Below are 14,957 nucleotides of genomic sequence, written 5' to 3'. Positions count from 1 at the left end.
TAAGGAGATATTATGAAACAACTATCTAGTGCTCAAGTTCGCCAAATGTGGCTTGATTTCTGGGCAAGCAAAGGACACTCTGTAGAACCATCAGTCAGCTTGGTTCCTGTAAATGACCCAACTCTTTTGTGGATCAACTCTGGGGTAGCAACCCTTAAGAAATACTTTGACGGAACCATTATCCCTGAAAATCCACGTATTACCAATGCGCAAAAAGCTATCCGTACTAACGATATTGAAAATGTCGGAAAAACGGCTCGCCACCATACCATGTTTGAAATGTTGGGGAACTTCTCTATTGGGGATTACTTCCGTGATGAAGCTATCACCTGGGCTTATGAACTCTTGACAAGCCCAGAATGGTTTGATTTTCCAGCTGAAAAACTCTACATGACCTATTACCCTGATGACAAAGATTCATATAATCGTTGGATTGCTGTTGGTGTAGATCCAAGTCACTTGATCCCAATCGAGGATAATTTCTGGGAAATCGGTGCAGGACCTTCTGGACCTGATACAGAAATCTTCTTTGACCGTGGAGAAGCATTTGACCCAGAAAATATCGGTATTCGTCTTCTTGCAGAAGATATCGAAAACGACCGTTACATCGAAATCTGGAACATCGTTTTGTCACAATTTAACGCAGACCCTGCTGTTCCTCGTAGCGAATACAAAGAATTGCCACACAAGAACATTGATACGGGCGCTGGTTTGGAGCGTTTGGTGGCAGTTATCCAGGGAGCCAAGACAAACTTTGAAACAGACCTCTTCATGCCGATCATTCGTGAAGTTGAGAAATTGTCAGGTAAGGTCTACGACCAAGATGGCGATAACATGAGCTTTAAGGTCATTGCGGACCACATCCGTTCACTTTCATTTGCCATTGGGGATGGTGCTCTTCCTGGAAATGAGGGACGTGGCTATGTCCTTCGTCGTCTCCTCCGTCGCGCTTCCATGCACGGTCAAAAATTGGGCATCAACGAGCCTTTCCTTTACAAACTCGTTCCAACTGTTGGAAAAATCATGGAAAGCTACTACCCAGAAGTGCTTGAAAAACGTGACTTTATCGAAAAAATCATCAAGAGCGAAGAAGAGTCATTTGCTCGTACCCTTCACTCAGGTCAACACTTTGCAGAAACCATTGTAGCTGACTTGAAAGCTAAAGGACAAAGCGTTATCGCTGGGCAAGATGTCTTCAAACTCTATGATACATATGGATTCCCAGTTGAATTGACAGAAGAAATCGCTGAAGAAGCTGGTATGACTGTAGACCGTGAAGGTTTTGAAGCAGCCATGAAAGAGCAGCAAGAACGTGCGCGTGCGTCAGCTGTCAAAGGCGGCTCAATGGGAATGCAAAATGAAACCCTCCAAAACATTACAGTGGAAAGTGTCTTCAACTACAATGCTAGTCAATTGCCTTCTAAGTTGGTGGCTATTGTAGCTGACAATGCTGAAGTTGAAGCTGTTTCAGAAGGAACTGCCTCTCTGATCTTTGCAGAGACTCCATTCTACGCTGAAATGGGTGGACAGGTAGCTGACCATGGTCAAATCTTGGATGCTACAGGAAACCTTGTAGCTACAGTGACAGATGTTCAAAAAGCGCCAAACGGACAAGCTCTTCACACGGTTGAAGTTCTTGCACCGCTTGCTTTGAACCAAGAATACACCTTGGCCATCGATACCAATCGCCGTCACCGTGTCATGAAAAACCATACAGCAACTCACTTGCTCCATGCAGCCCTTCACAATATCCTTGGAAACCATGCGACACAAGCAGGATCCCTTAACGAAGTCGAATTTCTTCGCTTTGACTTCACACACTTCCAAGCAGTAACTCCTGAAGAATTGCGTGCCATTGAACAACAGGTCAATGAGAAAATCTGGGAAGCAATTGCTGTAGAAACTGTTGAGACAGATATTGACACTGCTAAAGAAATGGGAGCTATGGCCCTCTTTGGTGAGAAATACGGTAAAGAAGTTCGTGTTGTGACTATCGGTGATTACTCTGTTGAGCTTTGTGGTGGTACCCACGTTGGCAACACTTCTGAGATTGGTCTCTTCAAGATTGTCAAAGAAGAAGGAATCGGATCAGGAACTCGCCGTATCTTGGCAGTGACTGGTAAGGAAGCCTTTGAAGCCTACCGCGAACAAGAAGATGCTTTGAAAGCAGTCGCAGCAACCTTGAAAGCACCTCAACTCAAAGAAGTACCTCATAAGGTTGAAGGACTTCAAGAACAACTTCGTCAGCTCCAAAAAGAAAATGCAGAATTGAAGGAAAAAGCTGCAGCAGCAGCCGCAGGTGATGTCTTCAAGGATGTGAAGGAAGTCAACGGTCACCGTTACATTGCAAGCCAAGTTTCTGTATCAGATGCAGGTGCCCTTCGTACCTTTGCGGATAACTGGAAACAAAAAGACTACTCAGACGTGCTTGTCCTAGTTGCAGCTATCGGTGACAAGGTGAACGTTCTTGTAGCTAGCAAGACAAAAGATGTGCATGCAGGAAACCTTGTCAAAGAATTGGCTCCAATCGTCGATGGACGTGGTGGTGGCAAACCAGACATGGCCATGGCAGGAGGAAGCAACCAAGCGAAGATTCAAGACTTGTTGGATGCAGTAGCAGGTAAATTGTAAGAAAACATTTAGGATCTATCCACTTGGGTGGATCTTTTTGTGATTGCAAAAAAGCCAAATCCGATTGGATCTGGCTTGTACTTGATAGGTTTATTTTGCTGCCCAGACACTGACTGAACCCGCTGCTACTGGAAATTCTCCATAACCGTCAGCGTTGATTGTAACTTGTGCTGGGTGATTTTCAAGGAGGTCAACAAAGGTTTGGTCAGCCCATTCTTGACCGACAAACATAGCTTTGCTGTTTTCTTGGTCATTTGAGATAAGGACAGCGATTGGGGATTGGTTTTCAGCGCCTGAACGGACCCATCCGATACAGTTGGCATCGTCAAAGTAGTCTGTTTGCTTTCCATAGGCCCTGTCTTTTCGGATGGTTAGGAGGCGGTCAAGGACTTCTTTGAAATCTTGTTGAGCAAATTGCCCAGAAATACCATAATAGTCTCCGTAAAAGACACATGGAAGACCATCTTGGCGTAATAGAATAAGGGCATAGGCTGCAGGTTTAAACCATTCTTCAACAGTAGACTCAAGGGCTTGTCCTCGTTGAGTATCGTGGTTGTCAACGAAAGTGACAGCCTTGTCAGGCTTGAGTTCAACCAAGCTATCTGTGAAAATGTTACGAAGGTCGTAACTTGCTCCAGCTTGACTGGCTTCAAAGAGGTTCTGGTGGAGACGAACATCGACAAGGTCAAAGCGTTCTTCTGTTTTTTCAAGGTAGTCTAGATTGGCTTCCTTATCTGGGTTCCAAAATTCCCCAAAAACATAGAAATCCTCACCGTATTTTTCCTTCATATCACGGATAAAATTGCGCATGAAGAAAGAGTCAATGTGTTTAACGGCATCCAAGCGGAAACCAGCTACACCAGTCGTTTCCATGAACCAGTCAGCCCAGTCATAGATGTTTTGGATGACTTCAGGGTGTTTAAAGTCCAGGTCAGCATACATGAGGTAGTCGTAGTTACCGTTTTCGTTATCGACCAATTCCTCATTTGCCCAACCTTTATTGTCCCCCTGGATCAGGTAAATACCAGACTTACGGCGCTTTGCATCGTAGTCCGTACCTGTAAAGTGGTACCAGTGCCAGTGAAAGTCATTGTAGGTGTTTTGGCGACCATCGAAAGTAAAGTGAGTCCAGCCATTGATAGTAAAGGGCTCGCTTAGTTGAACGGTACGGTCCTCAGGGTCCACTTCAATAACCTGAAAGGCTTCCATATGATCGGCAGCAGCCTTGTGATTGAGCACCACATCGGCCATAGGTTGAATTCCTTGTGCCTTTAGGGCTTGAATGGCTTGAAGATAGTCTTCTTTAAACCCATACTTGGTACGGACAGTCCCTTTTTGGTGAAATTCGCCTAGGTCAAAAAGATCGTAAACACCATAGCCGACATCTTTTTCGTTGGTTGCCTTGAAGGCAGGTGGCATCCAGACATGGCCGATACCAAGGTTTGCTAGGTGCTCTGCATCATTTGTCAGTCGCGTCCAGTGTTGACCGTCGTGAGGCAAATACCATTCAAAGTATTGCATAAGTGTCTGATTTTGCATTGTTTTTCCTCTTGCTTATCAATGTTGTGTTTTATTCTACCATAAAGTTTAGAACTAGGCAAACGTTTGCGCAAGATTCTATACTCATTTCTGAAATTGTCTATTTTTAGCGAATAAAATCTCTATTTCCATCACAAGGGAGAGGATGTTTTGCTGAAAAAGTAAATGGCATATACTTATTTGAACAAAAATGACACTCAGTAAACTAAAGTACATATGGTTAAACGGTTTCTTTTTTGAGAATTGTCACAAAATTTGCTATAATAGTAACTATGAATAGAATTAGGGTCAGCAGACGTGTTGAAAAAAAGCTAGCTAAGGGTCTAGTTCTTTTGGAAGCGAGTGATTTAACAGATATTGATCTGACGGATCAGGCAGTAGAAGTTCTTAGTCAAGACGGGAAGTTTTTAGGGAGCGCCTATCTTTCCCAGCAGAACAAGGGAATCGGTTGGTTGGTCAGCAAGGAAAAGGTTCGTTTCAACCAAGCCTTTTTTGAAATTCTGTTTCGTAAGGCCAAGGAAGCTAGAAAGCCTTATTATCAAGATGACCTGACAACTGCCTTTCGCCTCTTTAACCAAGAGGGAGATGGTTTTGGTGGGCTGACGATTGATCTCTATGGAGATTATGCTGTTTTTTCTTGGTACAACTCCTTTGTTTACCAGATTCATGAGCTGATAGTAAAGGCTTTTAAGGAAGTTTTTCCTGAGGTCTTGGGGGCTTATGAGAAGATTCGTTTTAAAGGTCTAGACTACGAGTCTGCCTCTGTTTATGGTGAGGAAGCGCCAGATTACTTTACTGTTCTTGAGAATGGCGTGCTCTATCAAGTCTTTATGAATGATGGTTTGATGACAGGGATTTTCCTGGACCAGCATGAGGTTCGTGGGAGTTTGGTTGACGGTCTAGCCATGGGCAAATCCTTGCTCAATATGTTTTCCTATACGGCTGCCTTTTCTGTTGCTGCAGCTATGGGAGGTGCGAGTGAGACGACTTCTGTCGACTTGGCCAAACGGTCTAGAGAGCTGTCAGAAGCTCATTTTCAGGCAAATGGACTTAGCACGGACAATCATCGTTTTATTGTCATGGACGTTTTTGAGTACTTCAAGTATGCCAAGCGAAAAGGCTTATCCTATGATGTGATTGTTCTTGATCCGCCTAGCTTTGCCCGCAATAAAAAACAAACATTCTCTGTAGCTAAGGACTATCACAAGTTGATTTCCCAGAGTCTAGAGATTTTAAATCCGGGAGGCATTATCATTGCCAGTACCAATGCTGCCAATGTTTCCCGCCAGAAATTTACAGAACAAATTGATAAAGGTTTTGCAGGAAGAAGGTATCAGGTCTTGAACCAATATGGTCTTCCAGCAGACTTTGCCTATAATAAAAAAGATGAAAGCAGTAATTACCTCAAGGTGATTAGTATGAAGGTTAGTAGATGAAATTAATCGTTTCAGTGATGCCAAGAAGTTTAGAAGAAGCGCAAGAACTGGATGCTACTAGGTATGAAGATGCCGATATCATTGAGTGGCGTGCGGACTTTCTTACAAAGGACGCTATTTTACAGGTAGCACCCGCTATCTTTGAGAAATTTGCAGGACGCGAACTGGTCTTTACCCTTCGGACTCGCGCTGAGGGAGGAGAAATCGAACTTTCCTCAGAAGAGTATGTTCAAATTATCAAGGAAGTGGCGCAACTCTATCAACCAGACTATATTGATTTCGAGTATTTCAGCTACAAGGATGTTTTTGAGGAAATGTTGGATTTTCCAAATCTCGTTTTGAGTTACCATAATTTCCAGGAGACACCTGAAAATATGATGGAGATTTTGTCTGAGTTGACCAGTCTCTCTCCGAAAGTGGTCAAGGTATCAGTTATGGCCCATACGGAGCAGGATGTTTTAGACCTGATGAACTACACACGAGGATTTAAGACACTCAATCCTGAGCAAGAGTACGTGACCATTTCCATGGGGAAAATGGGCAAGGTATCACGCATTACTTCAGATGTGACGGGTTCAAGTTGGTCATTTGCTAGTCTGGATGAAGCGAGTGCCCCAGGCCAGATTTCGTTATCAAACATGAAAAAAATCAGGGAGATTTTGGATGAAGCTTGATGGCTATACACGTTTAGCTGCAGTTGTTGCCAATCCCATCAAACACTCTATTTCACCCTTTATCCATAATAGGGCCTTTGAGGCGACAGCTACCAATGGTGTCTATGTAGCTTGGGAGATTGAAGCGGGTGACTTGGCAGAAACAGTTGCCAATATTCGCCGTTACCAGATGTTTGGGATTAATCTCTCCATGCCTTACAAGGAGCAAGTGATTCCTTATCTGGATAAGTTGAGTGATGAGGCTCGTTTGATTGGGGCAGTCAACACAGTTGTCAATCATAATGGCACTTTAATTGGATATAATACAGATGGCAAGGGATTCTTTAAGAGCTTGCCTTCTTTTACAATCTTGGATAAGAAAATGACCATTCTGGGCGCAGGTGGTGCGGCCAAATCAATCTTGTCACAAGCCATTTTGGACGGCGTCAGTCAGATTTCTGTCTTTGTTCGTTCAGTTTCCATGGAAAAAACAAGACCTTACCTAGACAAGTTGCAGGAGCAAACAGGTTTTAAAGTGGACTTGTATGCTTTAGAAGATGTTTCTGAACTGCAATCAAGGATTGCCGATTCGCACTTACTAGTCAATGCCACCAGTGTGGGCATGGATGGCAAAGCATCCACAGTTCCTGAAAGCATAGTCTTACCAGAGGCTCTCTTGGTGGCAGACATCATTTACCAACCTTTTGAGACACCATTTTTGAAATGGGCTAGAAGCCAGGGCAATCCAGCTGTCAATGGTCTGGGAATGTTGCTCTATCAAGCTGCTGAAGCTTTTCAACTGTGGACAGGTAAAGAAATGCCGACAGAAGAAATTTGGCAGTCCTTAACAGAAAAATATAAATAGTGAAAAGGAGACCCTCCTATGAAAATCAGAATCGATATTCCGCATCATCCTTATGATATTCAGATTGAAAAAGGTTGTCTAGCTCAGGCTGGTCAATGGTTGCGAGAACTCTGGCAATCTCAAAAAGTGGTCATTGTAACCGATAACCATGTAGCTTCTCTCTATGCAGAGAAGGTTAAACTCAGCCTAGAAGATGCTGGTTTTCAGGTAGCTGTTTTTGACTTTTTAGAAGGCGAAGAACGAAAAAATTTAACAACTGTTCAGAAAGTCTATGAATTTCTAGTCAAGCAGGGGTTGACTCGTAGCGATGGGATTGTGGCTCTTGGTGGAGGTGTTGTTGGGGATCTGGCTGGTTTTGTAGCCTCTACCTATATGCGGGGCATTCACTTTGTTCAGATTCCGACTAGTTTGACTGCTCAGGTTGATTCTTCTATCGGTGGAAAGACGGGTGTTAACACTCCTTTTGCTAAGAATATGGTGGGAACTTTTGCCCAACCAGATGGGGTTCTGATTGATCCGCTTGTCCTTGAAACACTCGGGAAAAGAGAGCTGATTGAAGGGATGGGTGAAGTTATTAAGTATGGTTTGATTGAGGATCCAGAACTATGGGCTCTCTTGACGGAGATAGATGGTTCTGTTGAGAGCATTCTGGAGCATGCAGAGACTTTGATTGAACATTCTTGTCAGGTTAAGCGGAAGATGGTGGTCGAGGATGAGTTGGACAATGGTGTTCGCCTTTACCTCAATTTTGGGCACACTATTGGTCATGCTATTGAAGCGACTGCTGGTTATGGCAAGGTCATGCATGGCGAGGCCGTGGCCATGGGGATGGTGCAGATTTCCAAGGTTGCTGAGGAAAAAGGTCTTATGCCAGAAGGAATAACCCAGTCCATTAGAGAGATGTGCCAGAAATTTGGTTTACCTATTGACTATGAAAACTGGAATGTTGACAAGCTCTATCAGGCTTTGACTCATGACAAGAAAGCGCGTGGCAACACCTTGAAATTGGTCTTGGTACCAGAGCTTGGTTCAGCGACCATTCACCCAGTTTCTCTGGAAGAGATGAAAGACTACTTGGTAAAATAAGGAGAACGTATGAGATATTTAACTGCAGGAGAATCACACGGTCCTCGTTTGACGGCTATCATTGAAGGAATTCCCGCTGGACTTCCTTTGACGGCTGAGGATATTAATGGAGACCTTAAACGCCGTCAGGGTAGCTACGGTCGTGGTGGTCGTATGAAGATTGAGAGTGACCAGGTTGTCTTTACTTCGGGCGTTCGTCACGGGAAAACGACAGGGGCTCCTATTACCATGGATGTCATCAACAAAGACCACCAAAAATGGCTGGACATCATGTCTGCAGAGGACATTGAAGACCGCCTTAAAAGCAAACGAAAAATCACCCATCCACGTCCCGGTCATGCCGATTTGGTTGGGGGCATCAAGTACCGTTTTGATGATTTGCGAAATTCTTTGGAGCGCTCATCAGCTCGTGAAACCACCATGCGAGTGGCAGTTGGGGCAGTAGCCAAACGTCTCTTAGCTGAGCTGGATATGGAGATTGCCAACCATGTCGTGGTTTTTGGTGGCAAGGAAATCGATGTACCTGAAAATCTGACAGTCGCTGAGATTAAGGAACGAGCTGCCCAGTCTGAAGTTTCTATTGTCAACCAAGAACGGGAACAAGAAATCAAGGACTATATTGACCAAATCAAACGTGACGGTGATACCATCGGTGGGGTTGTAGAGACAGTCGTCGGAGGCGTTCCAGTTGGCCTTGGCTCCTATGTCCAATGGGACAGAAAATTAGATGCGCGATTGGCCCAAGCAGTTGTCTCTATCAATGCCTTTAAAGGGGTGGAATTTGGTCTTGGATTTGAAGCTGGTTACCGAAAAGGCAGCCAGGTTATGGATGAAATTCTCTGGTCTAAAGAAGACGGTTATACTCGCCGTACCAATAATCTAGGTGGTTTCGAAGGTGGCATGACCAATGGGCAACCCATTGTTGTTCGTGGTGTTATGAAACCCATTCCCACTCTCTATAAACCACTCATGAGTGTGGATATCGAAACCCACGAACCTTACAAGGCAACCGTGGAGAGAAGTGATCCGACCGCCCTTCCAGCAGCAGGTGTGGTCATGGAAGCTGTTGTGGCAACGGTTCTGGCGCAAGAAATCCTTGAAAAATTCTCATCTGACAATCTAGAGGAATTAAAAGAGGCAGTTGCCAAGCACCGAGACTATACAAAGAACTATTAAGGAGTCCTTATGGCAAAAACCATCTATATCACAGGTCTCGGTTTGATTGGTGCTTCTATGGCACTCGGTATTAAGCGTGATCATCCTGATTATGAAATTTTGGGTTATAATCGCAGTCAGGCTTCGAGAGACATTGCCTTGGAGCGGGGGATGATTGACCGTGCGACGGATGATTTTGCCAGTTTCGCTCCCCTAGCAGATGTCATCATCCTGACCTTGCCAATCAAGCAGACCATTGCTTTTATTAAGGAGTTGGCAGATTTAGACTTGAAAGAAGGCGTCATTATCTCGGATGCAGGCTCGACCAAGTCAGCCATCGTGGATGCGGCGGAGGAACATTTAGCTGGCAATCCTGTTCGCTTTGTCGGGGCCCATCCCATGGCCGGTAGCCACAAGACAGGGGCTGCCTCTGCGGATGTTAATCTCTTTGAAAATGCCTACTATATCTTCACACCTTCGAGCCTGACAAGTCCTGACACACTTGAGGAAATGAAGGATCTGCTTTCAGGCCTTCATGCTCGTTTTATCGAGATTGATGCCAAGGAGCATGATCGGGTGACTTCTCAGATTAGCCATTTTCCTCATATTCTGGCTTCCAGCCTTATGGAGCAGACAGCAGTTTATGCTCAAGAACATGAAATGGCAAGGCGCTTTGCAGCGGGTGGTTTTCGAGATATGACTCGGATTGCAGAGAGTGAGCCAGGTATGTGGACTTCCATTCTCTTGTCTAATCGTGAGACCATTCTAGAGCGAATTGCGGATTTCAAGGAGCGTTTGGAAGCGATTGGTCAGTCTATCAGCAAGGGAGATGAAGAGCAAATTTGGAACTTTTTCAATCAAGCACGTGAGCAACGGCAGGCTATGGAAATCCATAAGCGTGGTGGTGTGGATAGCTCTTACGACCTCTATGTCGACGTTCCCGATGAAGAAGATGTCATCTTGCGGATTTTGGAATTGCTACGTGGAACTTCCTTGGTCAACATTCACATCAACGAAGAAAACCGTGAGGATGTTCACGGGATTCTACAAATTTCCTTTAAAAATGCTCAGGATCTGGAACGAGCTGAGCGCTTAATTACAGAAAATACAGACTACACAGTCGTCATCAAATAAGGAGAAAATCATGTCAAATATTTACGATAGTGCAAATGAACTCAGCCGTGGGTTACGCGAATTACCAGAATACAAGGCGGTCAAGGCAGCAAAAGATGCCATCCAAGCTGATGAACAAGCTAGCAAGATTTTTGCAGACTATCTCGCTTTCCAGCAAGAAATCCAAGTCATGGCGCAAACGGGACAAATGCCAGACGCCTCTTTCCAAGAAAAGATGCAGTCTTTCAGTAAGCAAATCCAAGAGAACGCTCTTTTGTCAGATTTCTTTGCCAAACAGCAACAATTGTCTATATACCTTTCAGACATTGAAAAAATTGTCTTTGAACCTGTTTCAGAATTGTTGAAATAGTATTTTATCTGTATAAAAGCCAGAAATTTCAGGAATTTCTGGCTTTTTTGTGATAAAATAAGAAAAAGTATTGCAAGTATGAGGTCAACTATGAAACTAAAAACAAATATTCGCCACTTACATGGCAGTATCCGGGTTCCAGGTGACAAGTCTATCAGCCATCGTTCGATTATTTTTGGAAGTTTGGCTGAGGGCGAGACTAAGGTTTATGATATTTTGCGTGGAGAGGATGTACTTTCAACCATGCAGGTTTTTCGTGACCTTGGTGTTGAAATTGAGGACAAAGATGGAGTCATTACCATTCAAGGTGTAGGCATGGATGGCTTAAAAGCTCCGCAAAACGCCTTGGATATGGGAAATTCTGGCACCTCGATTCGTCTGATCTCAGGTGTCCTTGCTGGTGCAGACTTCGAAGTAGAGATGTTCGGAGACGATAGTCTTTCCAAACGTCCTATGGATCGTGTGACGATTCCATTGAAAAAAATGGGCGTTAGTATTTCAGGGCAAACTGAGCGAGACCTGCCTCCTCTTCGCCTCAAAGGAACAAAAAATCTAACACCTATTCACTATGAGTTGCCAATCGCCTCTGCTCAAGTTAAGTCTGCCTTGATATTTGCAGGCTTGCAGGCTCAGGGGGAGTCCGTTATTATCGAGAAAGAATGTACTCGCAACCACACCGAAGATATGCTACAGCAATTTGGTGGTCATTTAAGTGTGGATGGCAAAAAAATCACAGTTCAAGGACCACAAAAACTGAACGGACAAAAGGTAGTTGTTCCAGGAGATATTTCCAGTGCAGCCTTTTGGTTGGTCGCAGGTTTGATTGTTCCAAATTCTCGTGTGGTGCTGCAGAATGTGGGCATTAATGAAACGCGTACTGGTATTATTGATGTCATTCGTGCCATGGGTGGAAAACTAGAAATAACTGAAATTGACCCAGTCGCTAAATCTGCTACTTTGACTGTTGAGTCTTCAGACTTGAAAGGGACAGAGATTGGTGGAGCCTTGATTCCCCGTTTGATTGATGAATTGCCGATTATTGCTCTTTTGGCGACACAGGCGCAAGGTGTAACGGTCATTAGGGATGCTGAGGAACTCAAGGTCAAGGAAACCGACCGCATTCAAGTGGTGGCAGATGCCTTAAATAGCATGGGGGCGGATATCACACCTACTACAGATGGAATGGTTATCAAAGGGAAATCAACCCTTCATGGCGCTAGAGTCAATACGTTTGGTGACCACCGAATTGGCATGATGACAGCTATCGCAGCCCTCTTGGTTGCTGATGGAGAAGTGGAACTTGACCGTGCTGAAGCCATCAATACCAGCTATCCTAGCTTCTTTGATGATTTGGAGAGCTTGATTCATGGCTAAGGTGTTATTAGGCTTTATGGGGGCTGGCAAATCGACTATTGCAAGAGGATTGGACCCAGACTACATCGATATGGATGCCTTAATCGAGGAACGTTTGGGCATGTCCATTGCGGATTTCTTCGCTGAGAAAGGAGAAGTGGCCTTTCGTCAAGTAGAGTCAGAAGTCCTAGCTGCCTTACTAAAAACGGACCGAGTTGTGTCAACTGGCGGAGGAGTTGTCATTTCTCAGAGAAATCGTGACTTGCTCAAGACTAATCCCGATAACATCTATCTGAAAGCCGATTTTGAAACCCTCTACCAACGTATCGCAGCTGACAAGGACAATCAGCGCCCACTGTTTCTAAATAATAGTAAGGAAGAACTGGCAGCTATTTTCCAAGAAAGACAAGCTTGGTATGAGGAAATAGCCAGTCAAGTTCTGGATGTGACCAAGCTAAGCCCAGAGGAAATTATAGAGGAACTGAGATGAAAATTGCCTATCTAGGTCCCAAGGGATCTTTTTCGCATCATGTTGTGCAGACAGCCTTTCCCAAAGAGGAATTGCAGGCTTTTGCCAATATCACAGATGTCATCAAGGCCTATGAACAGGGCTTGGTGGACTATTCTGTGGTACCAGTTGAAAACTCCATTGAAGGTAGTGTCCATGAAAGTTTGGATTACCTTTTTCACCAGGCTCGCATCCAAGCAGTTGCAGAAATTGTTCAACCCATTCACCAGCAGCTGATGGCAGTTCCAGGTCAGTCAAAAATTGAGAAGATTTTTTCCCATCCTCAGGCTCTGGCTCAAGGAAAGAAATTCATCGATATGCACTATCCAGAGGCCAAAATTGAGGTAACAGCCAGTACCGCCTATGCAGCTCGCTTTATTTCAGAGCATCCAGACCAGCCATACGCAGCTATTGCTCCTAGAAGTTCAGCTGAAGAATATGGATTGGAATTGATTGCAGAGGATATTCAGGAAATGGAAGCCAATTTCACACGTTTTTGGGTGTTAGGGGCAGAGATACCGAAGATTCCTTTGAACTCACAAGCTGAAAAAATGAGTTTGGCCTTGACCTTACCAGACAACCTACCTGGTGCTCTTTACAAGGCACTTTCGACTTTTGCTTGGAGAGGGATTGACTTAACAAAGATTGAAAGTCGCCCCCTTAAAACAGCCTTAGGAGAATACTTTTTCATTATTGATGTGGACTATAGTGACAAAGAACTGGTTCATTTTGCCAGACAAGAACTAGAGGCCATTGGGATCCAGCACAAGATTCTGGGAACCTACCCAATTTTTACCATAACTGATTTAGAAAAGGAGAGTCAATGAGCAAAGAAAATCCTTTAAGTCATCACGAGCAGTTACGTTATGACTATCTCTTCAAAAATATTCATTACCTCAACGACCGTGAACGGAGGGAGTTTGATTATCTGCAACAAAAAATGACAGGTCCCAAGTCTGAAGTTCACCATTTCTACCAAGAGGAAAAAGAAGAAACTTGGGGTAGAGATATTGATCTTCCGACTTATGGCAGTAGAAGTCGATCTAAGAGACGTGAAAAGGTAGCTCCTCTGCCTAAAGTCAAAAAGAAAAAAAGAAGAATTCGCTTCAAACGAATACTGACTTGGTTCTTGCTGTTGATTACATGTGTGGCTGCAGGGATGATTTTAATGTTTCTTCGAGGATTCCAGTCAGCGGCCAATCCAACAAATAAGCCAGCTGACGCCAAGGCGGCTCAAGTAGAGGTCTTTAACGGTCAGGATACCAAAGACGGTGTGAATATCCTAGTCATGGGGACAGATGGCCGTATCGGTCAAAATAGTGCAGAAACCCGTACCGATACGATCATGGTGCTGAATGTCAGCGGATCGGATAAAAAGATCAAGCTAGTCAGCTTTATGCGTGACAACTTAGTTTATATCGACGGGTATAGTAAGATTGTAAATGGCCAGAAACAAATGGATAACAAACTAAATGTTGCCTATGAACTTGGGGAACAAGAAGGGCAAAAAGGGGCTGAAATGGTCCGCAAGGTTCTAAAAGACAACTTTGATTTGGATATTAAGTACTATGCTCTAGTTGACTTCCAGGCCTTTGCAACAGCCATTGATACCCTCTTCCCTGACGGAGTAACGATTGATGCCCAATTCTCAACATTGAATGGTCAACCTTTGACAGAAGCCACAGTTGGAGATGACCTTCATGCAACAGAGACAGAGTCCCCAACTCAAACTATCAAAGTTGGAAAACAGCAGATGAATGGATCCACCTTGCTGAACTATGCTCGTTTCCGTGATGATGATGAAGGGGACTATGGTCGTACCAAGAGACAACAACAAGTCATGTCAGCAGTTCTTGAGCAAATCAAAGATCCAACCAAACTCTTCACAGGTTCTGAGGCACTTGGAAAAGTCTTTGGCATGACATCAACAAATCTACCGTATAGCTTCTTGTTGACCAATGGCTTATCTGTTCTAGAAGGTGCTCAAAATGGAATTGAAAGACTCACCGTCCCAGAACTTGGTGATTGGGTAGATGCTTATGATGTCTATGGAGGGCAAGGACTTCTTGTCGATCAAAATAAATACCAAACCAAACTTGCTCAAATGGGGATGAGATAAAAGGCTATAAATGAAAATCAAAGTTTGATTCACTAGTGAAATGGTGGTCTGAGCTTTGGTTTTTCTTACTATCTGATAGATTTTTAAGGCTTTTTTATGGTATAATAAAATGATATAACTCGTTATTGG

Annotated in this window: 13 protein-coding genes; 12 read left to right on the top strand and 1 reads right to left on the bottom strand. The window is 44.0% G+C overall.

The window, feature by feature from the left end; translation table 11 throughout:
• Positions 1-12: 12 nt before the first annotated feature.
• Complete coding sequence (alaS, locus tag PG086_RS06160) at positions 13-2,631, top strand: alanine--tRNA ligase (protein WP_270748149.1); 2,619 nt, start codon at positions 13-15, stop codon at positions 2,629-2,631.
• A 90-nt stretch (positions 2,632-2,721) separates the two neighbouring features.
• On the opposite strand, the gene PG086_RS06155 is transcribed toward alaS, so the two are convergent.
• Positions 2,722-4,170, bottom strand: a complete 1,449-nt coding sequence (locus PG086_RS06155; protein WP_270748148.1) for an alpha-amylase — start codon at positions 4,168-4,170, stop codon at positions 2,722-2,724.
• A 272-nt stretch (positions 4,171-4,442) separates the two neighbouring features.
• On the opposite strand from PG086_RS06155, the gene PG086_RS06150 reads away from it, so the two are divergent.
• The 11 genes from PG086_RS06150 (at position 4,443) to PG086_RS06100 (ending at position 14,828) form a co-directional block, all read left to right on the top strand.
• Positions 4,443-5,606, top strand: coding sequence for a class I SAM-dependent rRNA methyltransferase (locus PG086_RS06150; protein ID WP_270748147.1), 1,164 nt, complete (start codon positions 4,443-4,445; stop codon positions 5,604-5,606).
• Entirely contained in the window at positions 5,603-6,280 is a 678-nt protein-coding gene (gene aroD, locus PG086_RS06145) for a type I 3-dehydroquinate dehydratase (RefSeq protein WP_270748146.1), read from the top strand. The genes PG086_RS06150 and aroD overlap by 4 nt, the downstream gene beginning before the upstream one ends.
• Complete coding sequence (locus tag PG086_RS06140; protein WP_167265392.1) at positions 6,270-7,124, top strand: shikimate dehydrogenase; 855 nt, start codon at positions 6,270-6,272, stop codon at positions 7,122-7,124. Before aroD ends, PG086_RS06140 begins: the two co-directional genes overlap by 11 nt.
• Positions 7,125-7,142: 18 nt before the next feature.
• Positions 7,143-8,210 carry a 3-dehydroquinate synthase gene (gene aroB, locus PG086_RS06135; protein WP_270748145.1) on the top strand — a complete coding sequence of 356 codons (1,068 nt, stop codon included), beginning with the start codon at positions 7,143-7,145 and terminating at the stop codon, positions 8,208-8,210.
• 9 nt (positions 8,211-8,219) lie between these two features.
• On the top strand, positions 8,220-9,386 hold the full coding sequence (aroC, locus tag PG086_RS06130) for a chorismate synthase (protein ID WP_167265396.1): 1,167 nt from the start codon (positions 8,220-8,222) through the stop codon (positions 9,384-9,386).
• A gap of 9 nt (positions 9,387-9,395) precedes the next feature.
• Positions 9,396-10,499 carry a prephenate dehydrogenase gene (locus PG086_RS06125; protein ID WP_167265397.1) on the top strand — a complete coding sequence of 368 codons (1,104 nt, stop codon included), beginning with the start codon at positions 9,396-9,398 and terminating at the stop codon, positions 10,497-10,499.
• Between the two features lie 10 nt (positions 10,500-10,509).
• On the top strand, positions 10,510-10,848 hold the full coding sequence (locus tag PG086_RS06120; RefSeq protein ID WP_000065973.1) for a YlbF/YmcA family competence regulator: 339 nt from the start codon (positions 10,510-10,512) through the stop codon (positions 10,846-10,848).
• A gap of 90 nt (positions 10,849-10,938) precedes the next feature.
• A complete protein-coding gene (gene aroA, locus PG086_RS06115) occupies positions 10,939-12,222 on the top strand; it encodes a 3-phosphoshikimate 1-carboxyvinyltransferase (RefSeq protein ID WP_167265399.1) in 1,284 nt (427 codons plus the stop codon).
• Complete coding sequence (locus tag PG086_RS06110; protein ID WP_167265401.1) at positions 12,215-12,691, top strand: shikimate kinase; 477 nt, start codon at positions 12,215-12,217, stop codon at positions 12,689-12,691. The genes aroA and PG086_RS06110 overlap by 8 nt, the downstream gene beginning before the upstream one ends.
• A complete protein-coding gene (pheA, locus tag PG086_RS06105) occupies positions 12,688-13,536 on the top strand; it encodes a prephenate dehydratase (RefSeq protein ID WP_167265403.1) in 849 nt (282 codons plus the stop codon). Before PG086_RS06110 ends, pheA begins: the two co-directional genes overlap by 4 nt.
• Entirely contained in the window at positions 13,533-14,828 is a 1,296-nt protein-coding gene (locus PG086_RS06100; RefSeq protein ID WP_167265405.1) for an LCP family protein, read from the top strand. Before pheA ends, PG086_RS06100 begins: the two co-directional genes overlap by 4 nt.
• Positions 14,829-14,957 lie beyond the last annotated feature (129 nt).

The organism is Streptococcus halitosis, from assembly GCF_027691175.1.
Lineage (GTDB): Bacteria > Bacillota > Bacilli > Lactobacillales > Streptococcaceae > Streptococcus > Streptococcus halitosis_A.
Note: the sequence above shows the minus strand (reverse complement) of the source record. Positions and strands in the feature narration are given on the sequence as shown.